This is a genomic window from Paraniabella aurantiaca (assembly GCF_050309965.1).
GTDB lineage: Bacteria > Bacteroidota > Bacteroidia > Chitinophagales > Chitinophagaceae > Niabella.
The window spans coordinates 545,733-570,273 of the sequence record NZ_JBLOSY010000002.1 but is presented as its reverse complement, the minus strand read 5'-3'; the positions used below and the strand labels follow the sequence as shown (position 1 = coordinate 570,273).

The 24,541-nt window shown below is 43.3% G+C and carries 15 protein-coding genes; 3 read left to right on the top strand and 12 right to left on the bottom strand.

What is annotated here, in order from left to right:
* Window positions 1-14 precede the first annotated feature (14 nt).
* Genes ACLOAU_RS16945 through ACLOAU_RS16925 form a run of 5 tightly spaced genes read right to left on the bottom strand, consistent with a single transcriptional unit; the run spans window position 15 to window position 8,585 of the window.
* A complete protein-coding gene (locus tag ACLOAU_RS16945; protein WP_427863090.1) occupies window positions 15-929 on the bottom strand; it encodes an endonuclease/exonuclease/phosphatase family protein in 915 nt (304 codons plus the stop codon).
* Between the two features lie 11 nt (window positions 930-940).
* A complete protein-coding gene (locus ACLOAU_RS16940; RefSeq protein WP_427863089.1) occupies window positions 941-2,329 on the bottom strand; it encodes an FAD-dependent oxidoreductase in 1,389 nt (462 codons plus the stop codon).
* Window positions 2,329-3,609: an MFS transporter gene (locus ACLOAU_RS16935; RefSeq protein WP_427863088.1), complete on the bottom strand. Its 1,281-nt coding sequence runs from the start codon at window positions 3,607-3,609 to the stop codon at window positions 2,329-2,331. Before ACLOAU_RS16935 ends, ACLOAU_RS16940 begins: the two co-directional genes overlap by 1 nt.
* Window positions 3,610-3,659: 50 nt before the next feature.
* The gene (locus tag ACLOAU_RS16930) at window positions 3,660-5,426 is read right to left on the bottom strand and encodes a RagB/SusD family nutrient uptake outer membrane protein (protein WP_427863087.1); all 1,767 of its coding nucleotides are present in this window, start codon (window positions 5,424-5,426) and stop codon (window positions 3,660-3,662) included.
* Window positions 5,427-5,429: 3 nt separating this feature from the next.
* The gene (locus ACLOAU_RS16925; RefSeq protein ID WP_427863086.1) at window positions 5,430-8,585 is read right to left on the bottom strand and encodes a SusC/RagA family TonB-linked outer membrane protein; all 3,156 of its coding nucleotides are present in this window, start codon (window positions 8,583-8,585) and stop codon (window positions 5,430-5,432) included.
* Window positions 8,586-9,020: 435 nt separating this feature from the next.
* On the opposite strand from ACLOAU_RS16925, the gene ACLOAU_RS16920 reads away from it, so the two are divergent.
* The 3 genes from ACLOAU_RS16920 (at window position 9,021) to ACLOAU_RS16910 (ending at window position 12,843) form a co-directional block, all read left to right on the top strand.
* Window positions 9,021-9,788, top strand: coding sequence for a DeoR/GlpR family DNA-binding transcription regulator (locus tag ACLOAU_RS16920; protein ID WP_427863085.1), 768 nt, complete (start codon window positions 9,021-9,023; stop codon window positions 9,786-9,788).
* Window positions 9,789-10,465: 677 nt separating this feature from the next.
* Window positions 10,466-11,413 carry an aldo/keto reductase gene (locus tag ACLOAU_RS16915; RefSeq protein WP_427863084.1) on the top strand — a complete coding sequence of 316 codons (948 nt, stop codon included), beginning with the start codon at window positions 10,466-10,468 and terminating at the stop codon, window positions 11,411-11,413.
* A gap of 374 nt (window positions 11,414-11,787) precedes the next feature.
* Window positions 11,788-12,843: a hypothetical protein gene (locus tag ACLOAU_RS16910; protein WP_427863082.1), complete on the top strand. Its 1,056-nt coding sequence runs from the start codon at window positions 11,788-11,790 to the stop codon at window positions 12,841-12,843.
* Window positions 12,844-13,425: 582 nt separating this feature from the next.
* Here ACLOAU_RS16910 and ACLOAU_RS16905 read toward each other — a convergent pair.
* From ACLOAU_RS16905 to ACLOAU_RS16875, 7 genes are all read right to left on the bottom strand, one after another.
* On the bottom strand, window positions 13,426-14,043 hold the full coding sequence (locus tag ACLOAU_RS16905; protein ID WP_427863081.1) for an FMN-binding negative transcriptional regulator: 618 nt from the start codon (window positions 14,041-14,043) through the stop codon (window positions 13,426-13,428).
* 11 nt (window positions 14,044-14,054) lie between these two features.
* The gene (locus ACLOAU_RS16900; RefSeq protein WP_427863080.1) at window positions 14,055-14,594 is read right to left on the bottom strand and encodes a GNAT family N-acetyltransferase; all 540 of its coding nucleotides are present in this window, start codon (window positions 14,592-14,594) and stop codon (window positions 14,055-14,057) included.
* A gap of 55 nt (window positions 14,595-14,649) precedes the next feature.
* Window positions 14,650-15,855 (bottom strand): Gfo/Idh/MocA family protein, encoded by a 1,206-nt coding sequence (locus ACLOAU_RS16895; RefSeq protein ID WP_427863079.1) that lies wholly within the window; start codon window positions 15,853-15,855, stop codon window positions 14,650-14,652.
* A gap of 335 nt (window positions 15,856-16,190) precedes the next feature.
* Complete coding sequence (locus tag ACLOAU_RS16890) at window positions 16,191-17,192, bottom strand: DUF4973 domain-containing protein (RefSeq protein ID WP_427863078.1); 1,002 nt, start codon at window positions 17,190-17,192, stop codon at window positions 16,191-16,193.
* Window positions 17,193-17,262: 70 nt separating this feature from the next.
* Window positions 17,263-19,278, bottom strand: coding sequence for a RagB/SusD family nutrient uptake outer membrane protein (locus ACLOAU_RS16885; protein WP_427863077.1), 2,016 nt, complete (start codon window positions 19,276-19,278; stop codon window positions 17,263-17,265).
* Between the two features lie 10 nt (window positions 19,279-19,288).
* The gene (locus tag ACLOAU_RS16880; protein ID WP_427863076.1) at window positions 19,289-22,375 is read right to left on the bottom strand and encodes a SusC/RagA family TonB-linked outer membrane protein; all 3,087 of its coding nucleotides are present in this window, start codon (window positions 22,373-22,375) and stop codon (window positions 19,289-19,291) included.
* A 98-nt stretch (window positions 22,376-22,473) separates the two neighbouring features.
* Entirely contained in the window at window positions 22,474-23,850 is a 1,377-nt protein-coding gene (locus ACLOAU_RS16875; protein ID WP_427863075.1) for an IPT/TIG domain-containing protein, read from the bottom strand.
* Window positions 23,851-24,541 lie beyond the last annotated feature (691 nt).

Here is a 24,541-nt window from a genome sequence, read left to right as displayed (position 1 = left end):
CTATCATCTACATACTATACTTCAAAATCGGAAAGCATAAAAAAATGATCGCTGGGAAATTTTCCTTTTAAAGCATCTTTTATTATTTTACTTTCCACAGGTTTGATATTACCTCTATACCATATATAATCGATGCGTCCCTTTGATGCTGCTTTTGTATAAGCAGTTCCTTCAAATTCATGACCTGTATGCCCCGCTTCTTTTTGTCCGTGTAATGTTTCATAGCTTTCCTTCCAGTCACTGGTTCTTAATGATGCGAGCACGGGGCTGTCAAAACGACTATTAAAGTCGCCGGTTAACAGCTGGGCAAAAGCGGTTGAATATTGCGCGCTTTCTTCGGCAACGATCCGGGCTTGTTGCTTTTTTGCTTCATCTGATATATGGTCGAGATGCAGATTAACGATCCGTAGCTCTTTGCCCGTTTTGCGCTCTTTTAGCCGCACCCAGTTGGCATGCCGCGCCCTCGCCGTGTTCCATGATTTGCTGCCAGCGACCAAAGGTGTTTCGGATAACCAATAGTTGCCACCGGTTAATAATTCATATCGTTCCTTGTTAAACAATATGGGATTTTTTGCAATGCCATGATAACCTGTTGGATGGGCATCCATTTCCGGGCCTTCAAAACCAAACAGGCAGAACCGGGGAAAGGCTTCCCTGATATCTTCCGCCTGCACTTTTAATACTTCCTGGAACCCCACAATATCCGGTTGCTGATTTTGGATCACCTGGATGCAGATATCTTTTCGCTGTGGCCAGCCTACTCCTTTCGTCTCATCTTCAGGCAGCGCAACACGTACATTACAGGATAAGACCCGGTGAAAACCGCGAGGAGCCTTTGTTTCAGTAGCGCTGCCCCCAAAAGGCAACAGGGTAGCAGAAGCTGCGCCGAGGCCTAACTGGTGTATAAATTTTCTTCTTGTTGCAGACATATCCTTTAATATTAAATAGTACTTTCCTGTGGAATACGCAGGTGAGCTCCTTTTTCAAGCAGTTCCTGCTGCAATGCTTTTACATCAATCGCATCCGGCTGAATGCCTTGTTTAACCGCCATTTTAGCCGCACGACCCGCTGCTTCTCCCATGGCCATACAGGGCGCCATTACTCTTATGGCAGACATGGCTTCATGTGTGGTAGAAATAGCCCTGCCTGCTACCAGTAAATTTTTAACGTCTTGCGGCACCAAAGAGCGATATGGGATATCATAGCAATCGCCACACCATTCGAGCGTACATCCCCCGCCCACCGGGTGATGAATGTCTAATGGATAGCTGGCAACCGCAATCGCGTCCTCAAAATGGCGGCAACTCATAATATCATCGCGATCCATGGTGTATTGCCCTTTGATGCGACGCGTTTCGCGAATACCGAGGAATGGCGCCGTTTTTAAAAAGTAAGCGTTTTCAAAGCCGGGTACATAATTTACCAGGTACCGTTGAATATCTTCGATCTGCCTGCGTCCCTCTATTTCTCCCCAGGTAAGGCTGGCGGGATCGGTGCCGTTTACACCGTTCACGCGGGTCATGTTCACCCATATTTCGCCCTTACGCAAGCCGGTTATCAGAATGGTTCTTTCTGTAGGCAATAATAAGCCCTGTTCTTTAGCCTGGTTGATCAGGTTGCGCATGCCTACCAATACAAACTGGTTGTTTTGACCGAAGTATTCGGCCGGAATAAAATCGGTGAGATAGGTGCGGGGTTCTTCTGCAATACTCAGGCGTAATTTTTCTGTGTCAACACCACCCAGGCAAAACATTAATGTGGGAGGTTGAACGCCGCCTTGTTCGTTGCCAAATTCGCAGGGTACGCCGGCCTTAAAAGCCACGTCCGCATCACCACTGCAATCAATAATTACCTTTGATAGCACTACTTCCCTTCCGGCCTTGCTTTCTATGATGACACCTTTTAATTCGTCACCTTCTTTTACAACTCCTGCACAAAAGGCGTAAAACAATATGTTCACACCGGCTTCAACCAGCATTTGCAAGGCTACCGTTTTTACTGCTTCCGGTTCAACCAAAGTAAGGCTCATATGTAGTGGGCAGGGCCGGTGCTCACTGGATGCCTCTATAGCTTTTAACCGGTCGATATATTTTTGAGGAAGTCCCTTAATGATCTGGTTACCTTTCTGCCCCAGGAATCCGAGGACTGGTAATCCGATAGTCATATTGCCACCTACAAAGCTGCGGCTTTCTATAAGCATTACATTAGCGCCGTCTTCGGCAGCAGCCAGTGCTGCCATAATGCCTGATGGACCGCCACCAATAACCAGCACATCCACTGATGCTCTAACCGGAAGTTCCTTTGCGGGTTCTATTATATTATTTGTCATTATAATTGATTTGTTTTTGAAATAATTGATTTGTTTTTGGGCTGTTCTTTTCTGATCATCGTCCATAATATGAAAATGGCAATAGGGTGTAATACAGCCATTGCTAAGAATACTTTATCAGCGCCAACCGTTCCCATTAGTGACCCTACAAAACTGTTGAAGAGTACTGCACCCAGTGCGCCAAAGCCTCCTGCGATTCCTAACACACTGGCCACATTTTTTACAGGAAAGGCTTCCGCGACTACCACACTGATTGTAAACAACCAGCTCAAACATGCTACGGCTACAATACTGAATACGGCAAGCGTACTAGCTGCATTGGGCAGGTAAGGCGCCAATGCGCAAAGCGGGGCAAAACAAGCAGTCACGGTCAACATTAATTTACGGGCCCGTAACGGGGCATACCCTTTTTTTACCAGCCGGTCTGACCAGGCGGATGTGCCAATGGCTCCCAGGTCTGCCACCAGGAAGGGTATCCAGCCAAACATACCTACCTGTGCCAATGATAGGCCAGACTGTTCCTGCAAATACCCAGGTAGCCAAAACAAACAGAAGTACCATACAGGGTCGCTCACAAACCTGATCAACAACACGCCCCACAAGCTTTTGGTGGTCCAGAGCTGTTTCCAGGAAAAAGCTGCAACCGGTACGGGTTGATCAACAGGCCCCGTTTCATCCTGCACGGCTTCCTGCATAATATGTGCGGGAGGGTCTTGATATACCAGTTTCCATAGCACTGCAATGACCAGCCCAACAGCTCCTAATACAATAAAGGCCGTTTGCCAACTGTATTGAATGGCCAGCCAGGCCACCAGCGGTGGTGCTATAATAGCCCCGATAGAACTACCCGCCACGCATAAACTGTTAGCGGTAGCCCTTAATTTTCCCGGGAACCAAATAGCTACCACTTTCAGTTGGGAAGGAAAATTAGTAGGCTCGGCAGCTCCGAGCAATCCCCTGAAAAAAGCCAGTTGCCCTAAACTGCGGGCAAAACCGCCACCAATACAGGCAATGGACCAGGTTAATACACCATAGAACATCACCACTTTCGCCCCGAAGCGATCCACCATCCACCCGGTAACCGGGTACATCAACGCGTAGCAGATCGTAAATACATTAATGATCACCGCATAACCATTATCATCCAGCTGAAACTCGTTTTTCAAAACGGGTTTCAGTATAGATACTACCTGCCGGTCTACATAATTAAAGACGATCGCAATAAAGATCACCGCGATGATCCACCATCTCCTGTTTTCGGGGCGAAACAATTTCGTCATTTATTTTTATTTAATATACTATCAACTATTGATCGTGAAGTATCAACCGCTTAATACCCCGGGTTCTGCGTCAGCTTATTGCTGGCATCTATCTCCGATTTGGGCACCGGCCATAACTCATCTTTATTTACCCGGTACACTACCTCCTGCGTGGTAAAATATTTAGCCGCTTCAGAGTGATTATAAATAGGCGTATAATTATCATCGAAACCTGTTAATACGGCACTGGTCCATGCTTTGGCATCACGGTTCAGGTATATTACGCCATTCATTACTGTCTTTGCAATATCCCAGCGGCGCAGGTCGTACCAACGCAGACCATCATTGGCCAGTTCTATTTTGCGCTCATATCTCAGGGCTTTACGTAATTGTGCCTGGGAAAGGCCGGTGGGTAATGAGGGCATTTTCGCACGCGTACGTATGCGATTGATGGCAGTATACACCGTAGCATCAATTTCATTGGCTTCAATCTTGGCTTCTGCATAAATCAATAACAGTTCTGACAGCCTGAAGATACCTACATCCAGGTCGCAAACACCACTAACGGATGTAGAATTAAAGTCGGCCAGGTCTGTATGTTTGCGCCACAGATAGCCGCTGAAAGACCTGAACGCATTGGTAGCATCTGTATTAGTAACAGAAGAAGGAGTTGTAGCCTGTCCGTTAATTACAGGCCAATAATTAGCCACCGTTTTAGAGGTTGTATTAGGCTCAAACTGGTAACCCATATACCGCGATCCCGGACGAACACAATACATGTCCAGTCTTGGGTCCCGGTTCTCATAAGGCTTTGTGGGGTTATACAAAGGAGATTCAGTTATAGGCAAACCATCTGTTGCCTGGAAGGTGTTGATAAAATCCTGTGTAGGCCCCCAGTAACAAACCCCTTTACCTAATCGGGATGCAATATAATATTGCTGATTATGGGTATTGCCTACGATGGCTTTATTGTATTCTGCCACCCATATCCATTCTTTGCTGCTCAGGTACCCTTCATGACCGAATATATTGGCTGTGCTGGGTTCGCCGGTAGTATGATCTTTTCCTACAGTATTTATGGTAGTATTAAACGGTGTCAGGTCATTGACTCCTGCAGAAAGATCCAAGGCTTTTTTACTGGCTTCTATAGCCTGGGGGTATTTTTTTGCATACAATGCAATGCGGGCTTTTAGCATATAAGCCGATATACGCGATGCACGAACATTACCATAAACCGATTGAGATACGGGTAGTCGTTCAGCAATTTCTGTGAGCTCGTCTAATAAAAATTGCTCAATGGTAGCTTTAGGTGTTCGCTCCACATTCGAATTGCCGAGGCCCACGGCTTGTTTGATCAGCGGAACGGCGCCATATAATTCTATTAGCTGCGAATAAGCGTAGGCGCGAACAAAACGAAGCTCAGCGTCTAACTGGTTGTAGGCCGCTTCGGCCATGGACGCTTTTAAATCAGACAACTTATCCAACACTGCGTGGCAACGGGCAATAGTACGATAATGAACCTGCCAGGGTTTTACAGCCAGCGCATTGTCGGTAGTTAATGCACTGGTTATAGGTGAAGTATAGTTGTTGCCGGGACGGGCATAGCCGATATCGGTAATATTATCCATTACATGCCAGATCGGTGTGCTGGATGCATCCAGTTGACTGATGGACTGATAAGCCGCCAGTAATCCCATCTGTGCTTCTTTTTCTGATGCGGGAAAGGTTTCGGTTGAGGGGCCATTGAGTGGGAAACGGTCGAGGTTGCACGAGGCAAACACCAGGCTGCAGACCAGCGCAGTTCCCAGGAATTTTTTTATTATATTAAGATGTTGCATGATTTAAAATTTAATGTCGATACCAAATGTGAATGTTTTAACCTGGGGATAGTAATTGCCCTCTCCCAGCGATACGCCGTCGGAAACAGCTGCATTGTAATTGATCTCCGGATCGTAACCCTGGTAAAATTTAGTTTTGGTCAGGAGGTTCTGCCCATTCACATAGATGAACATATTCTTAAGCTTCATATTTTTTACCAAGTGGTTTGGCAATTGATAGCCCAGCTGTATATTTTTTAAACGCAGGTAGGATGCGCTTCTCATCCATAAGGTGGAATTTTGTGTATTGTTGGTAGAAGTGATGGATACTCTCGGTAATGCAGCATCGGTATTATCAGGCCTCCAGTAATCCAGCTGCCAGGGTTTGATCGCACTCGAATTGGCGGCAGGTATTACATAGTGTGCGTTCAGGTAGCCATCGGCCTTACCCACACCCTGTATAAAGGCACTGAAGGTGATACCTTTCCAGCCCAGGTCGAGATTGCCACCGTAGGTATAGCGTGGAATCGTACTGCCAATGATCACTTTATCCAGGTCGGTGATCTTACCGTCCGGGATCGCATTGCCGCTTTCATCAAAGGCGCCGGCTATATCTTTATAACGTACATCACCGGGCTTTAAAGTACCAAATTGTACCGGGGCCTTTGCGACCTCTTCCTGCGACTGGTAAAACCCTTCTGCTATATAGCCATAAATCGAATTAATGGCATAACCCTCCTGCTGGCGTAACAAGGCTCCCGAGGTTTGTCCCTTCATATCCGTGATCTTATTTTTTACATCAGAAATATTGAAGCCGACCCCTAATTTAAAATCGCCAAACTGGTCGTCGTATCGGGTAGAGAACTCCCAACCTTTATTGGAGACCACTGCGGCATTCTGGTAAGGGGCCGACAAACCTGTCAACTGCGAAGTGTTCAGTTTAAGCAAAATGCCATCCGTAACCTTATCATACCACTCGTAGGTAAAAGACCATTTGTTGAACAGGGTTGCATCGAGCGCAATACCTTTCATCGTGGTTTCTTCCCAGCGTAAGTTAGGGTTCGACATATTCGTTTGAGAGATCATCTGGTAAATCTGGTTACCCATTGATATACTACCCAGGTTTAATGTTTCTGAGAATGGATAATAAGAACTACCGATGTTCTGGTTACCCAGTTTACCCCACGAACCTCTTAGTTTCAACAGGCTTATTACCGGGCGTAAATCCTGCATAAAAGACTCTTTACTCAATACCCATCCTGCAGAGAAAGAAGGAAAAGCTGCCCAGCGATTAGCCTTGATGAAACGGGATGTACCGTCGTAGCGCATGTTGGCTTCAAAAAGATATTTGCCTTTAAAATCGTAATTAAAGCGACCAAAACCCGATACCAGCAACCATTGATCGCGCGAACCATTGTTGTCTTTTGTTGCATTATCTGCACCGGCGCCAATCACTTCATAATCATCATAAGTAAAATCCCGCCGGTATGCCATCAGGTACTTTTCATCATAGGTTTCTCTTGATGCACCTGCCATCAGGTTCAGGTTATGGTTTTTTATGCTTTTTTGCGCATTGGCAAAAAACTGGTAGGTACCATACAGGTAACGATAAGACGTTTCGGTGAGATCGGTAAAAGTATTGGCGGCACCTGCCTGAGATCCGTCTTCAATATAGGTCATTACGCTCTTGGTAAAGTTGTGCACATTGGTTGTTACATAACGTGGTGCAACCATACCGGTGAAAGAAAGCCATGGTGCCGGTTTGTAGTTCAGGCTTAAGTTGCCATACAGATCCAGGTTATTGGTACCACGGTTGCCGCCTTCATCGATATAAGCTACCGGGTTGATCTTTACCCATCCATCAGACCAGCGGTCTCCATAACGGATGGGAATATTAGTGGGCATGCGTCCCAGGTAGTTCCAGATAGTACCCTCGCTGGCCACCTGCCTCCGGTTCTTGTTGGTGACAGCAATATCAAACTTGATATTGAATTTATCATTAGGTGTGATATCCATATTATTGCGGAATACATATCTTTTAAAGTCTGTATTCTTAATAATACCATTTTGATCAGCATAGCTTAAAGACGGATTCACTCTTACGATTCCGCTATTAGCCATTAAGGAGATAAAATGGTTATGCGTAAAACCGTTGCCCTGTAAGATAGCATCCTGCCAGTCGTAGTTGGAAGGATTTTCAGCATATTTTTTCTTAAACTCTTCGATATCTTCATCACTATAGACCTTGATGCCATTGTCATTCATGCTGGCATCGTTAAACACCTGCATATAAGTAAGACCGTCTGTTACTTCGGGAATGGCCGTGGGTCTTTGCTGACCAATATACCCCCGGTATAGTACCGACATTTTATCTTTGGCCCTTTTGGTGGTAATTAAGATAACCCCATTGGCAGCCCTCGATCCGTAGATAGCGGAAGAGGCTGCATCCTTTAAAACCGATATAGATTCTATAAGATTAGCGTCTATATCATCTATAGAACCTGCTACTCCGTCAATAATTACCAGCGGAGCGCTGTTAGAGCCTCCGAAGGAATTGATACCCCTGATGCGTATCTGTCCTGCATCACCACCGGGCGAACCGGTTTGCTGGGTAACTGTAACACCGGGAGCCAACCCCTGGAGGGCTGCTGAAGTTGAAAGGTTAGGTCTTCTTTCTAATTGGTCACTGCCGATCTGCGATACAGACCCGGTTACATTTGTTTTCTTTTGAGTACCATAGGCTACTACCACCACTTCGCCCAGGTTGGAAATATCAGGCTCCAGGCTGAGGTCGATTACCGTACGGTCGCCTACAGGCACGTGACGGGGCAAATACCCGATTCCGGTAAAGCCAAGTGTAGCGCCGGAACGGTCAAAGCTGATAGCATAACGTCCATCTGTGTTGGTGGTGGCGCCGATACCGGTGCTGTCAACTGATACAGAGATACCCGTTAACGGCTGTCCTTTATCATCCGTTACTTTACCGGTAATCATGCGCGTTTGAGCAAAACTTGTTGCCGGCATTAACAGCAATAGGAACAGTCCCATAAAAACACTGATAACCCGGATTGAAAAATTTGTCATAAAAAAGCGGTTGGAAATGATGGTTGAGCCGGACCTTAGCCCGGTTTTTACAGAAGTATCGTCAGTTGGTGGAGGCAGGCTCCTTTTCAAAAGCATGATCTTTTTTTGTGGCATTACTTGTTTTATTAAATTTTATTTCAAATACTGTTTCAAAAGTTTTAAAAAACAAAACAATGAAACATATTTAAACAAATTGTTACCGCTTTGTAAACAAATTATTAGGGCTCAAACCGGTGAAAACAGCGCAATCGTTCTAAAAACAAGGACACCCTGTTGCCAGGCACCTTTTATTTCACACGCACAATCAATATCAAATGTAATAAAATTTAACTTAATTAAACAAATTAAAAGATAAAAAAACTTTTTGAAACTGTTTTTTACCAATTATTAAGCGTTTATATTAATTTTAAGGAAAGTTTTTTGAAGCGTTTGAAATTCTAATTATTTCCATTCAAATTTGCACATAAATCAAAATGCCGGGTAGAGCCGCCATCTGTCAACCTTTGATTAAGATCAAACCAAACCGATAAAATGAAATCAATAACAGAACGTCACCAACTTATATTGCAGAAGCTGCAGGAAAATGGCAAACTGAGTATTCCCCAGTTGATAGAGGAAATGAATGTAAGTGGGGTAACAGTGCGTAAAGACCTTAAATTACTGGAAGATAAAAAGCTCTTATTCCGCACCCGTGGTGGCGCATCCATGCAAAACCCCTATGCGATTGAGCGACCGATCAACGAAAAAGAATTCATCAAATCGGATGAAAAAAAGCGTATTGCTAAAACCGCATTGAGTCTTATAGGTCCTAATGACTCTATTATGATTGGCTCCGGCACCACCGTATATGAGCTGGCGCGTGCTTTACATCCCGAAAAAAAGATCATTGTGATCACACCCGCCCTGAAAGTTGCATTGGAACTTTGCAATCGCCCTAATATAGAAGTGTTGCAATTAGGCGGGCTGGTGCACCAAAGCTCCTCCTCTACTGCCGGCTCCTTTGCCGAAAAAATACTGGAAGAGCTATCCTGTGGCGTTTTGTTCCTGGGTGTGGATGGTATTGACCTTGATCATGGCCTTACTATCACCAATATAATGGAAGCCAGCCTCAATCAAAAAATGATCGCGCTTGCGCAAACTGTAGTGGTATTAGCCGACAGCAGCAAGTTTGACCGGCGCGGACTGGGCAAGATCTGCAACCTGGAACAGATCGATTATATTATTACCGATAAACAGGTCAACCGGTCTACAGTATCTCAGATCGAAAAGATGGGTGTGAAAGTAATTGTAGCGGAATGATAAGCTAAAGATTATGATGGTTGCTGCATTTACTTTATAAACGCATGATTTAATATTTCCGGAACGAAATAGCTATCCAATATATTAGCTTACTACTACCTACATTGTTGTAGTGAACGTAATTCGGGTTCTTCATTGTATGGTTTTCGCTATGTGCATTCGCCGTTAACCAAAGCATCAAGCCTACCCATACCTATTGCGGGTTGTTATTGTCGTGTGTCCGTTAGGCACATTGTTGTTGATGAGGGCGTGCCCTCTGGCCTGCTTGTTTATTATTGTATTAGCGGGCAGGGGTCGGGTTATCCGCTATATCTTTTGGTGCTGGCTAACGAGCATCTTTCTAAAAAATAAGATAAGAAGAAAATAAAAAATAGTTTTCTTTTTAATAGCTAAAACCCCAGCGCCCAAAGGATGCCGCTTCTATCCCATCACACAATTAGCCCACGCACAGAGGCAAAATTTTAAAGGATCGATTATTGTAACATAACGCGAAATTATAGGACAAAATCACAACATTATTTATTAGATTTACCACGACAAACGTAACTAATTCATTACATAACCCTCTTATATACCGGCCATAAAAAACGACTGCGAAAGCCCTCAGGAAAAGTTTGCATCAGGACTTATCGTTTTAACCAGCCAGAGAAAATAAAAACCCGATTGAATAAAATATTATGGATACTAAGAATCAACCCAACCCAATGAAACGCCGCGACTTTTTGCAAAAAACTGCGGTGTTTGCAGCTTCTGCAATTTTTTTACCGGCTTTGGGTAATCATGTATATGGTGCTGTAAAGACTATAAAAAATAAAAGCTCCATTCCCACCGTTAAACTCAATAACGGTTTATTGATGCCCATGTTGGGTTTTGGCACTTATTCACTAAAAGGTGATATATGCCAGCGTTCTGTGGCTGAAGCTATTTCCCTGGGGTATCGTCTTTTCGATACAGCCACCCGATACGGAAACGAAACCTTTGTTGGGGCCGGAATCAAACAAAGCGGCATCAAAAGAGAAAACCTTTTTATCACCTCAAAAGTTTGGGTAGATGATTCCGGGTATGAAAAGACGAAAATGGCTTTTGAAACCTCTTTGAAAAAACTGGGCACCGATTACTTGGATTTATATCTTATTCACCGGCCAAGAGGAGATTTTAAAGGTTCCTGGAAAATGATGGAAGAGCTTAACAAAGCCGGTAAAATAAAAGCGATCGGCATCAGTAATTTTACCCCGGCTCACTATAAAGACCTGATGTCAGTGGCGACCATTAAACCCGCAGTCAACCAAATTGAAACGCATGCCTTCTTTCACGAGATGGACTCCTATAATGATTTAAAGAAAAACGATGTACAAATGGAAGCCTGGGCGCCATTTGCTGAGGGTAGAAACGGACTTTTTACCAATCCAACTTTGGCTGCTATCGGCAAGAAGCACAATAAAACCAACGCCCAGGTAAGCTTGAGGTGGCATTATCAACGTGGTGTAGTGGCTATACCCCGAACAGTGCAAAAAGCACATATGATGGAGAATTTAAACATTTTCGACTTTAAGCTCAGTCCTTCTGAAATGAAAGCCATTGCAGCTCTGGATCTGAATACCTCTCAATTTCCTGAGTGGACCTAAACATACCGGCGCTGGTCGGTGACTGTACTGCTAACCTTCGTGCTCAAGCAACATTTAGCTGCTTCGCTACTCCATTATAGTAAATCTTCTGGTGACGGATAACAGGCATCTTTCTAAAAATCAGGATCAAAGCAGACAAACAATACTTTTCCTATTAACGGCTACAACACAATCTATAAAGGATGACGCTGTTATCTTTTAGCCACGCTCCCACCCGTCGAAATGGCTGGAAGAAGGGATCATCCCTGGGTTAAAAAAATATTTATATCACTATTTAGTGATATAAATATTTTTATTCTAACTTCGCACAGCTGTTTACGAGAAAGACTGGCCTTCCTTTCCTATTGCAGCAAATCACCCTCTAAATCATCAACATGAAAAAGTATTTACTTCTAGCTATCAGCGGCTTGCTGGCTGCTACGTTTTCTTCTGCACAAACCAGCACAGTTCATTTTGTGGGCGAAGCTGATGGAAATAGCAGCTTCACCAACAATGGTGTTGGTTTCAATATTATTTCTCACCGGGGCGGCTTTAGTATACAGGCAAGCTATCCGGGAACAGGTTGGACAGGGATTGCCAACGACGATACGTATATAGATAATTCAGGAAAAACTAATGGAGCCGACAATGCTTTGTTAAACTCTTCTTTCAGCATCAAAACCACTTCTAATCTTTTTAAGGTTAACCGCTTCTGGGTATATCTGGGTGATCTATTTGCCGCGCTGGGGACAGTGACGGGAACCCTTAATGTTACCGGAAAACTAAGTGGGATAACTAAATTCACCCAAACCAAAACTACCGGATTTGCAACCTCTTTAGGTACTACTAATGGTTACACACTTATTGACATGACCAATTTGAATGGGCAGAATTACAGCAATATTGTAATTGACGAACTCCAGCTAACTCTTGGAGGAAATTATCAATACATGGGTGTTGATGCATTTACCTGGGTAAAGGACGCTGGCCTGGTATTGCCTGTAACATTTGGAGCAGTAACCGCGTCAACTAAAAACAATCAGCTGAATGTAAGCTGGACTACAGAAAAAGAGACAGCTAACGATCATTTTGAGATAGAAGCATCTGCCGATGGTCAACAATTTAAAAAAATTGCAACAGTTACATCTAAGGCTACCAACGGAAACAGCGATACAGCATTGAACTATAATTGGACTTCCAATGGTAGTTTACCTATTGCGGCCTTTTCATTAGTTGGATTAGCATTGATTCCTTTCTCCAATTCAGGTCGTAGAAAAGCGTGGATAATTGCTTTGACAATACTAAGCGTTGGAGCATTTACGATAGCGGGTTGCAGCAAATCCGGTGATGCCATCAGCAATAATTCGTCTTACTATATACGTATTACGCAGGTTGACCAGGATGGTACCAAAACCTACTCAAAAGTAGTACGGGTGGAGCAGTATCAATAGGGAGTGCCTGAATTCTTATAAGGCTGCCTTACGGGGCGGCCTTTTTAGTTTTGGTCATTCGTATTTGTTGGGTACATGGCATTTAATGCAGAAATTTTTGTTAATCACAGATGCACAAATAATAATGAGTGTTTATATTATTCTACAATTATCTGTGTTATTCTGTACAATAAATTTATCGAAGCGGCAACTTCCTTGCGTCTTCGACCTTGCAGTTAAGAGGTTTACCGGGGAGAAAAAGAGAAACAGAGTTAACGCGGAGGAGTTTGAATTATGTACTACAGGTTTTACTTCACCAGAACCGGACACATTCTCTGCGCATCCTTTGTGTACTCCTTTCTTCGCGGTTAAGAGATTCCAAATGTGCGGATATATTTTATTCATTTGTGTATTGTGCCTGAAAATCAATTCTGAAAGGAACGCTGGAATTCGTGGCGTTAATAATCCCTGCCGAGCCATGAAGCATGCAGATTAAGGCCCCCTCCTGTAGTTGGGGGCGCAAAGACGCCAGGAAGCCAGACAACTGCACAAATCTGTTGCATAGCGTAGTACCCGAATAGAGGTTTACCTATACCCTGTTCGTTACAATCCTGTATCCAGTTCCTTTATATAAGCTGCAAGATCTCTTTCTACACCGTAATCACTTTGCTGCAGCTGCTCCACAATTCTCCGTCTTTCATCCGCTGTTTTATTCTGACTCAGCTTTTTCTGTCCCTGCAACTCCGCTACTTCAATCTCAAAAGCTACTATGCCTTTCAGCATACCATGCTTAAATTTATCCGGCAGTTTACTCCATTGTTGGTGGTACTCCGGTTCATAAAAACCGATCATCTGCTCCAGCAGCTTCATCTTTTGTTCCGCTTCGCTCACAATCTTTGCAATTCCGTATGCGTGTACAGCCACATAATCCCAGGTAGGAACGCTTTCTTTTTTATCATAGTGAGCTGGAGAAATATATGCATGAGGTTCTGAAAAAATGATCAGCGAATTCTGCTGTTCTATATGTCCGGATTGTTCATTAGCTAACGCAAAGTGTGAGCTCAACAACAGCCGCTCGCCGGTAACCTCCACAACAAAAGGCAGCTGCGTGGCCACAGGTTTCCCATCAATATTGGTAACCATGGTTGCAAAGCTGTAGCGTTTCATAAACGATACCATCTCTCCCCGATCGTTAAATTTGCAGTTATTAGGCGTGTACATATTGAGCGCTCTTAGTTGGCTGATTGATCAGCCTGTAACGTTTTTTTCATCATAATGTCTGTTTGCTCATCATCGCCCAGTTTAAAAATATGCCGGTCAAATGGCACGAAGCCGTTTTTGGTATAAAAGCCGATAGCTTTTTTATTTTCTTCCCAAACACCCAGCCATATATAATCAACTTTGTAATGAACGGCCAATGCTATCGCCTTTTCGTATAGTACCTGTCCTACCTTTTTGCCCTGGAATTCCTGTAACACATAGATCCTTTCAATTTCAAGGCTATCACCATCCTGCAGTTCTGTTTGAGACATGCCCAGGTTAACTTTCAGGTACCCTATTATACGGCCCTCCAGCAGCGCGAAATAGAACAGCGAATGCTCATTATTGAGTTCAACTGCCAATTTATACTCTGAAAATCCCTCTTCCAGATATTGCTCCATATTCGCGGCCGTATTGTTTGCCGCAAAAGTCTCGTAAAAAGTTTTCCGGCCTATCTCCTGTAAAGCTGCGAGGTCACTTATTGTTACCTTCCTGGTTGCTATCTCCTGCATTATTTAATATTTTGAAAGCGCCGTTGCAGATCTAATAAACCCATACTTACTTCGCTCATGAGGGTTGAATAGTATACTCTTTCTTCCAGTAAGTGATCTCTTTATTATATAAAGCCTGGTTGGCAAGGTGAACACATATCGCAGTTTTCGCTCCTGTATAAACATTGGAGTCTGGTAGCTGCCCTGCTTTAACAGCCTTATAAAAATCTATTAGTGCATACCAGGTACCATCTTTGGTAGGCTCGGGCAAAATAGGAGTACCCCCTTCTTTATTCCAGGATATTTTGGACGCGCCGGTTACACCATCTACGACCTGGTTTTTAGGTACCGAGCTTTTTTCAGGATAAAAAACACCCTTGTCTGTCAATAAAGAAATAGTACCTTTTGATCCTTTTATTTTGAATAAATAGCCATCATAAGCATTTCCACAGGTAGAGCCGAAGTTGCCAATAATACCAGCTTCAGCATACCTGAACATTACCTGCACATTATCGTATGTTTCCCGTCCGTCTTTAAAAATGTCGATTCCCCCGGTTGATTGAAATTCGGTGGGATGCGTATCAAAAGCCCAGTTAATAAAATCAATCTGGTGCGATAACAGCTCTGCAACCAGTCCGCCTGAATACTCTTTATACATTCTCCAGTTGATCTGGCGCTCCAGGGAAGGATCTGGTACCGGCCTGCGCCAGGTGCCGTTTCTATCCCAGCGGCAGTCAATCTGGTTTACCTTACCCAAAACACCATTCTTTATGATGTCTTTTACTTTATAATAAAGTGGCGAATAGCGGTACTGGTGCCCGATTTGTATCACCTGTTTAGGCCGATGCTTCGAAAGCTCCACTAACTTCAAAGCCTGAGGTATATCAAAGGTCATTGTTTTCTCCAGGTACAGGTGTTTACCTGCCTGTAACGTGGCTTCGGCAACCGGAAAATGCATATTTAACGGAACGGCTACCACTACAGCATCCACGTTTTTATCATCCATCAGCCTGCGGTAATCTTTGTAAGCAGCTACTTTGGCTTCCTTCGTAATCTTACGCGCCTCGTCGAGCCTGAAGTCAAGCACATCGCATATAGCCGTAATCTGGAATTTGTCTTTCAGGTTCTGTATCACATGCATCATGCCTTTACCTCTGTCTCCGCAACCAACAACGCCTATTTTTATAACCCCCTGCTGGTTCAAAGCAAAGGATTCTGAATGATTGATCAGGGCGCCTCCGGCTAGTAACCCCGCATTTTTAATAAAGGATCTTCTTTCCATATTCATTTCTTAGTCTTCTCATCTGGTCTGCCTCTATTTAGTACTACTACAAAGCTGACTGATGCCTGTCAAAAAATAATGCTTTCGTTTTTCAAATTCCACTTTAAAAATACCATTGTCTTCTCCATCGCGAACAATGGTAAATGTATTACAATCCGTCCAATACTTTAGTCAAAACCAAATCTTTTCCTTAAGACGGGCAGTATAATTGTATGGGGATTTATGCTCCAATTATATAAACGCTATACCCGGAACATCATCTTTTGCCAAGTGATGTTCCGGGTAAATAATATTAAGTAAGCTATTGCCCTGCTGTTCTTTGGAAGACAGGCCTGCTACCATTCAATAGCCTGATCTTCGTCTGGTATCAGGGTGTTGGTTAAGCGCGCCATAGTCATCGATCCGTCAGCGCGGTATCTTACCTTTTTGCCTGGTACGGTACTGATGTCATCATATTTATATTTCAGGTTTACTGTGCAATAACGTGTTACCAGGTATTTTTTGGTGGGGTCTGCTACTTCACGGATCTGGTAAGTAGCCGGAGCAGTCAGTTCAAAATTAATAGCACTGCTGGGCGCATAAACATTGAGGGTGCCGGTTTTCGTGCCATCTGCTTGCGTAACCGGATCAGAGAAATCCATCACTACTTTATATTCACCGCGTGCTTCAGACTTCTCTTCAAACACCCCTGCGTAAAAGAATACAGACCTTTCATCTACTACCCATGCCGTTCTGGTACTCGACACCAGCGGAAAAGTTGTCTGTCCGTCCAGGTACACGTTCATCGAAGTAGCCGAGTAGTTACCCGAAAAATCATTAAATGGTCTTACATATAATAGTGCTTTTCTCCATCCTTTACGAGTATTGGAAATGTAGGAAGGATCATCTTTTATAGTAAGAGGTAATACATATCTTTCCACGAGGTCGAGGTTATCGAATTTGAACTTAACAGGATAATTCTCGGTATGTGATCCTTTCGGGATAAAGCAGGTAGACGATGGCAATTGGTAAAATTGCTCCGGCAATTGTTTGAAATAAAGATCGGTGCGATGCTGATATTTCTCCTTATTGAAGATATTGAGCGTATCAGGATCCACTTCAATTTTAACGTAGAGGTCCTGGTGGTTGCTTGTTGAACCACTTACAATTACCGGAAGATTATAAATTCCCTCCCCGTTTTTATTATATCTAAGGTATACTTCAGAAACACCCTCACTGCCCAGTCTTGCTTTAAAAGATACCATTTGTGTATACAGTTCCTCCTTCCACTCGTCATTACAAGCGCCTAAGGCAAAGGCTAGTCCTACGATTGCTAAGTATATGCGTAACTTTTTCATATTATACGTTTTTAGTTTTTCAGTATCACTGCTATGTTTACCACTTTTATGTAAGTATGCAGTTTTTTAATTAATCGAATGAAGGCCAGCCCGGAGCCTGTGTCATTCGCTTGTTTTTTTGCAACTCATTCCAATCAATAGGCCAGAAATACATTTTCTTTGAAAAAGTCGTTTGTAAAAGTGGTACGCGTATTGGAGTGTAAAAATCGGCAGCTCTGTCCTTAGTCATCATTACATTGTAACCATATATCTGTTCAGCCTCATCAACCGGGGCATCCTTCCACCGACGCAGGTCGTAGTAGCGCTGATTTTCGGCTAATAGTTCTATCTGGCGTTCCCGTTTTATCTTTTTCCGCAACTCCTCCTTACTACCATATACTGACATATCATGGTCAGGCACGCCTGCACGAATACGTATTTGTCCAACCGCTTTTTTCATTTCTACTATATTTCTGGATATAGCGTGAGAGCCTCCTCCGTCCCATGTCGGAATATTGTAGTTTCCGCCCAATTCGTTCAGGGCTTCGGCATACATCAGCAAAATATCGGCATAACGGATTGTAATTTCTACTTTCGGGAAAATTTTACCACCATTACTGGTAGCATTATCTTTAGGATTTACATACTTCATTATACCAATTCCGGTAGGCAGCCAGCGATCTCCGTTAATCATGCCTTCATTTTCACCCCTATAATAAAATATTTGTTTATTGGTTACATCTGCAGCATTATTAATGGCACTTGACATGGTCCAAAATGCACCACTGTAAGCCACCGATGCATAAAAACGGGGCTCACGATTAGCAAACTCTTTCCAAACATTGGCCATCAAGGGCTTAAAATCATTGACTTCGTTTGCCTGCACAAACATGTTAGCACCATACTTTTGAAGAATCGCCTGACGGTTAAAGGATGTGCCATCATTCATAGCATATGCATCACACTGTTTTAAGGTAATACCATGACAGTTGTAGCCACCGCCCACCTGTGGCATCTGGTGCCTGGCCAGCGATATAATGCCGTGTGCTTCATCCGTTTGATTCTCTCCCCTGGTAAAGATCATCTCTGGGTTTTCACCGGCATAAAGGTCGCCATTAAACAGCGCACGATAAGATTCAAAAGGATCCACATTCGCCCATCCCTCGGGAAAGTCTCTGTGTGAGTATTCCGGATGCTCCGGAGGGAAAATAGTGGCCGGGTAATCTGCTGTACCTTTAAATTTAGGAGCTGCAATGTAAAGCTTGTATTGATTAAGGTCTATTACATCTTTAGCCGCTGCTGCCGCTTTAGCCCATTTCTCTTCATTGTACTGCTGGCTAATTAATATCCGGCCTGCATCATCCGTAAAGTCAGCCATCTCTGCGTTCCCATTAGCCAATGGGCTTGCAGCAAATAGCAGTGCCTTCGCTCGGGTGGCCAGGGCCGCACCACGGCTTGGCCGTGCAACATTGCGATTATCTCTTTTTAATGGCAGATCTTTAGCAGCCAGGGCCATTTCATCAGAGATAAAGGTGGCTACCTCGTCATAACTATTGCGAGGATAAGACATGTTGGCATAGGCATCGTCATAATTTACTCCTTTGTCAGGCATGATAGGTACGGGTCCATATTTACGCAATAACAACCAGTAAAGGTAGGCCCTGATGAACCTTGCCTGGGCTTTGTAATCAGCTACCTCTTTATCTGTAAAGGTGCTTCCTTCCTTTAAGCTGTGTATCATGATAGAGGCCTGTCGAATACCATCATAGGACTGTGTCCAGGAATCTCTTAGCCAGGTGTAATCATATTCTCCAAATTTAAACTGCCGGTACTGCAAGCCATTAGCACCGCCCGATTCATTGAAGAACATATCATCGGAGTAATTGGAAAGATTATAGGTTCTATGCCCTATTTCAAGATTGTAATTCAACAAGGAACTGTAACAGTAGCCAAGCCATTGCTCGGTATAATCCCTTGTTTTAAAAATACGCTCCTCGCTTTGGCGATCATCAAAGTAATGTTCGACGCTCAGGTATTTTTTGCAGGAACCAAAAAATGAGATTACTGCTATGAGCAATACACCTAAAGTTATTTGTTTTTTCGTCATGACTTTTATATTACAGGTTTATGGTTAAACCCATGGTGATTGTTTTAGCCAGCGGATATTGCTGACCGTTAGTGCTGTTCATTTCGGGATCCCACAGCTTGAATTTAGAGAACGTCAGCAGGTTGGTCCCTAGAAAGTATAGCCGCATGGTTTTGATGCCCATTCGATTGGTGAACACTTTAGGGAATGTATAGCCTGCATCCACTGTTTTCAGACGCATGTAAGAGCTTTCACGTAACCAGTAGCTGGAAGCCCGGTAGTTATTAGCACTTCCGTTGTAACTTAACCTTGGATAGGTGGCATTTATATCCTCATTTTCACCCAATATCCAGCGATTGGATTCTACTACATCAGTGAGTATATTACCCCAGTCTCCTGCACTAAATGGATAAACAGTAAATCCGTTAATAAAGAAAGACGACTTACCTGCTCCCTGGAACAGTACGCTAGCATCAAAGCCCTTCCAACTCGCAGATAATCCAAAGCCATAGGTAAGATTAGGATAGCGGGTAGCACCCACAGGAACAATATCGTTATCATCAATAGTACCGTCCCCGTTAATATCCTTGTACTTTATATCGCCGGGGGCTACCCTGCCAAAATTTTGAGTTGGACTATTACGAATGTCCTCATAATCTTTAAAAAGTCCCAAAGCTACCAACCCTTTGTTTTGATTTACACGGTACCCCGCACGTCTTCTATAGGGATAGTTACTGAACTCTTCATCCGCTTCCAGTATTTCGTTGCGGCTATATACCATGGTGCTACGCACAGTAAAATTTACTTTATTAATTTGCTGTGTAAATTTCAATTGCCCGTCAAAACCTTTGTTCAAAGTAGAACCTACATTAGCGCGAGGTGAGGCTCCGGAAAGAATACCAACACTAGGCGGTAAAAATTCCCTGATTACATAGATACCATCGCGTTGATCGTGAAAATAATCAAGAGCACCACCGAATTTATCACCAAAGAAAGAAAAATCAAGACCCAGATCATGCTTAGTAGATACCTCCCAGGTAATAGAGTTGGACGCGATTCTGCTGTACGAAAGACCCGGAAAGGTATTATTGCTTTCAATATCGCCCCAATTATACCCTCTGTCAGCATTGGTACTAAATTCAGCCAGGTAAGGAAAGCGAACCTGTTGGTTGTTGTAAGAAATGTAATCATTTCCCACTTTACCGTAAGAATAACGGATTTTGAACATATCCATCCATCCCATATTATCCTTTATAAATTTTTCTTCGGCTACGTTCCAAGCTCCTGAAACTGCCGGGAAAAAACCGAACTGCTCTCCGGTAGCAAAATTTTCTGAACCGTTATATCCAAAGTTGATATCAAACATGTAACGGGAAGCATAACCGTAAGTGAAACGGCCTGCCAAACGTTGGTTACGACGCTCTATTCCCTGCATGATATCTTCGCCATAAGTACCGGTATTTACTTTTTTTTCCTGAGTGTACTGTAGCACTCCGCCTAAATTGTGTCTTTTGATATTTTTGTTATAATGCAGTTCTCCCTGCAAGGTTTCCAAACGGTCGCTGGAGGCGCTGGATTGTTGCGTGAGTAACTGTTCATTTATAGTTCGCGTAAGTTTTAACTCACCTGTAGATTCACGTTGTCTTTGCGCTATCCATCCCTCGGGCCATTTCATACGACGGATATAATTGTTATTATTATTATCATAACCAAAGCGTCCCACAAAACGCAATCCCGGAGTTATAAATTTCAGGTTTTGCTCCAGGGTAACATTGGTCTGTATTTTGTTCTTCCAGTTTTCAATATATCCCTGCTGTGTTATCAGTACCCAGGGATTCTGCCTCTCGCCACCACCTCTTGATGCTACCTGACCTGTAGAGTATTTAATAGGAATGGAGATGGGATTTGACCCAAGAAGAGTAGCCCATATTTCGTTGTAGGTTCCGCCAGGCAGATTTTGTTTTTCCAAAGAACCACTTACCCCCATACGAACCAGGGTTGTTTTAGTAAGATTCATATCAATATTTGCCCTGTAGTTCCATCTTTTATAATTAGCGTTGGTATTATAGCTTTTCAGGTTCTCATCGGTTTCGTACATACCGCCTTCATTAAAATAACTTCCGGATACAAAATAACGAGCTAAAGAACCGCCACCGTCAAAGTTCAGTGAGGCGCGTTGTGTAAAAGCTCCTGGTTTTAGAAACATATCCATCCAGTTAATATCAGGGAACATGTCGGGATCCAATTGATTTTGGATCAAGGTTAAATCATCAGGGCTATAAAAAATTTCCTCGTTCCGGGTACTACGAGCCTCATTCATGAGGCTGGCGTAAGTATGTCCATCCACGAATTTTGGCGTAAATGTTCGTGTATTGTAAGATCCTTCGTATTTGCCGTTAATGGAAACTTTATCCAGTTTACCTTTTTTAGTAGTGATAAGCACAACCCCATTAGCACCCCGCGAACCATAAATTGCTGTAGTGGATGCGTCTTTTAAAATAGAAAAGGTTTCAATGTCTTCTATATTGATTTCTGTAAGTGACCTTTCAAAACCATCTACCATTACGAGGGCTCCTGTTCCGGCGCCAAAAGTAGAAATACCCCTGATCCAGAACTCTGAGGCATTACTACCCGGTTGGCCGCTTCCCTGCATCGCTAATACACCGGCTACATTACCTGCCAATGCATTGGTAATACTAGATGAAGAGGTTTTTATAGTGGATAGGTCCACCGTGGTGATAGCTCCTGTTACCGTAGCTTTTTTCTGGCTTCCCAATGCGGTGACAATAATTTCCTCCATCGCATTTTGTTCAGCGACTTTTAGGGTTACGTTCAGGTTTACCGAATCTTTTATCAGCACTTCCAGTTGCTGGTAACCAATAGAGGAGTAAACCAACCATTGGTATTTATTAGCCTTAATGGAATACTCTCCTTTATTGTTGGTAGCAATTCCCAAACCAGGTTGATCTTTTACTGCTACGGTAACTCCCCCGATGGGCTCTTTTTGTTCGTTGGTAACAACACCTGTAACAGTTACGGCTACCTGCGCCGTATCCTGGGCATAGGTGCAGGCAAGGGCTCCCAAGATTGCTACTAGTATAAAAATAATTTTTTTCATGAATTGGTATTCAGTAACTGCCTAATGGCTTGCCGGTAGGGCATGAACTGCCCCTCGACACAAAAGCAATTGGTTAAAAAATGGTAATAAGTGGGTGATTATTCAACGGTTATGGTACGTATCCGTTTGTTAAAACGTTCTGCAATGTAGAAAATCTTATGTTCCACGTCATAATCGATGCCAGAGGGTTCGCCAAAACGGGCTTCCAGCCTGGGGTGGCCATCTATATAACCGCGCTTGCTTCCGTCAGGCGTTGGACTTCCTTTCCCGGCAAAAGTAGTAACCATGCCATTAGGAGCCAATATGCGGATACTATGATTATGCTGGTCGCAGAAGTAGAAGTCGTATTCATCTGCCTGCCCGGCATAATCCGGATTTTTCACAAACACACCTTGATAGGCTCTTTCTATTCTGGCTGAAGTGCCTATTGCATCTACATCGCCGGCAACTCCACCGGCGAAAATAATAGCTGGTTCAAGTTCCTGTTTTTGCCAGTTATACATGCTTTTATAAATGCGGCTTTGCACCTGGATATAGGCATAATTGCCAGAGGGGTGAAAAAATAGTAATGTACCGCTAATATTGCCGCCTATCCTATATAGTTCTTTCGGAACTAACTCACCGGTTACCGGATCAGGCACTCCTTTTTTAACGGGTGTTCCATTAGTCACTGTGTAAAATAAACCGCGATCGACAGGGTGCTGCGCGAAACCGAATGCTCCAACATCATAAAGAACGGGATGCACTCGTCTATAGTTTTCTGAGCGAAGCGTATAAGCTATGGCCACTTTGTTAGGGGTGCTTCGATTTCCGTTATCGTCCACCAAATATAAAGTGTCTCTGTCAGTACTCAACGTAGTATTTTGCAATTTATTGAAGCTGGCCTGACCATTGGTAATCAGAGTTGATACCATTCTGTTAGCAAGGTCTATCCGCCTTACAGCGCGATCAAGCTCACTCACCAGCACCACGTTGGTAGTTGGTTCATAGGTAATCCAGCCTGCATAGTTAAAGCCGGCCTCCTCAAAGGTTCCGTCAATAATCCCCGAGTTACCATTCTCATCCACCTTGCCCACAAGGGTACCAACACTTGTACTTTTAACGTAGCTGAATGAGTCTGCAAAGGTATGATCCACTGTTTTTCCAGAGCCTTCATCTATAACTACCCTTACTTTACCTGTAGAGGTTTGACCCGGAACCCAGCAGTAGATCTGTTTGCCGTTAACACCTACTACTTTCAGCTCGCGTTCACCGATGTATACATGTATTTTTGAAACATCATCGCCAAAGTTGTCACCACTAATGTATAAGCGGGTTCGTATAGCCCCTTCCTTAGGCGAAAAATCGGAAAAAACTGTGGGCTTACCTGGATCGCGCTTCCCTGCAATAATGTCTTTGTTGTTACAGGAAGAAAAAAAACCTATTCCTAATATGAACAGGGCGATAAAGCAAGCATTTTTTTGTACAAATTTCATACTGGCGTTGTCTTGTGTTTATAAATAACTAAATCGTTTTAGCAAAAATGGCATAGAGATCCACCACTCGTCGTAACCAACCCTATCATTATCACATGATACCTGGTAACGCTCATTTAATTGACTGATATAATTTGTAACTTACAGATGCAGTTTTGAATATATTTCCTATTCATCGGGGCAATTCGTCATCTTCTCTAAGCTGTAGTACAATATTTCATTCAGCAAACAATATTTTAATCCTTCAAAAGCAATAATTTATTGTTAAAACGAAGAAACTAAATACCTGGGAACTATATTGTTCATTGTTTTGTCTAATTGTACCAAGGGCTACGGATCATTAGTTTCATCAGGGTAATGAACCGCTTTCGAAGTTCGTGTGTGAACAAGAACATTGTAAGCACAACTCCTTACTGTAGAAATGCTGCTTACCATTTGCAAACCGGTAGCAGGACTAGAATACTGTTAGCTTTTTTCAGGATGAGGCCATGTCAAAAAAATGGGTCATGAAAATCTGACACAAAATCAATTGATAGAACCATATTATTAAAGCTTGCATAGCCTGTATAGCCAGTAAGTCCTCTGTCTGCAAAGAGGTATAAAGTTTACTTTAATTACCATCGGCAGATCAAAGGCAATAGAGCTACGCTGTATATAAAAGATATTTAGCATGCCGCATTTGCCACACAGC

Excerpts from the sequence above, each read along its gene's own strand:
- ACLOAU_RS16900 (WP_427863080.1), bottom strand. The coding sequence starts at position 14,594 with ATGCAGGAGATAGCAACCAGGAAGGTAACAATAAGTGACCTCGCAGCT.
- ACLOAU_RS16910 (WP_427863082.1), top strand. The coding sequence starts at position 11,788 with ATGAAAAAGTATTTACTTCTAGCTATCAGCGGCTTGCTGGCTGCTACG.
- ACLOAU_RS16880 (WP_427863076.1), bottom strand. The coding sequence starts at position 22,375 with ATGAAAAAAATTATTTTTATACTAGTAGCAATCTTGGGAGCCCTTGCC.
- ACLOAU_RS16885 (WP_427863077.1), bottom strand. The coding sequence starts at position 19,278 with ATGACGAAAAAACAAATAACTTTAGGTGTATTGCTCATAGCAGTAATC.
- ACLOAU_RS16935 (WP_427863088.1), bottom strand. The coding sequence starts at position 3,609 with ATGACGAAATTGTTTCGCCCCGAAAACAGGAGATGGTGGATCATCGCG.
- ACLOAU_RS16940 (WP_427863089.1), bottom strand. The coding sequence starts at position 2,329 with ATGACAAATAATATAATAGAACCCGCAAAGGAACTTCCGGTTAGAGCA.
- ACLOAU_RS16890 (WP_427863078.1), bottom strand. The coding sequence starts at position 17,192 with ATGAAAAAGTTACGCATATACTTAGCAATCGTAGGACTAGCCTTTGCC.
- ACLOAU_RS16895 (WP_427863079.1), bottom strand. The coding sequence starts at position 15,855 with ATGGAAAGAAGATCCTTTATTAAAAATGCGGGGTTACTAGCCGGAGGC.
- ACLOAU_RS16925 (WP_427863086.1), bottom strand. The coding sequence starts at position 8,585 with ATGCTTTTGAAAAGGAGCCTGCCTCCACCAACTGACGATACTTCTGTA.
- ACLOAU_RS16875 (WP_427863075.1), bottom strand. The coding sequence starts at position 23,850 with ATGAAATTTGTACAAAAAAATGCTTGCTTTATCGCCCTGTTCATATTA.
- ACLOAU_RS16915 (WP_427863084.1), top strand. The coding sequence starts at position 10,466 with ATGGATACTAAGAATCAACCCAACCCAATGAAACGCCGCGACTTTTTG.
- ACLOAU_RS16930 (WP_427863087.1), bottom strand. The coding sequence starts at position 5,426 with ATGCAACATCTTAATATAATAAAAAAATTCCTGGGAACTGCGCTGGTC.
- ACLOAU_RS16905 (WP_427863081.1), bottom strand. The coding sequence starts at position 14,043 with ATGTACACGCCTAATAACTGCAAATTTAACGATCGGGGAGAGATGGTA.
- ACLOAU_RS16945 (WP_427863090.1), bottom strand. The coding sequence starts at position 929 with ATGTCTGCAACAAGAAGAAAATTTATACACCAGTTAGGCCTCGGCGCA.
- ACLOAU_RS16920 (WP_427863085.1), top strand. The coding sequence starts at position 9,021 with ATGAAATCAATAACAGAACGTCACCAACTTATATTGCAGAAGCTGCAG.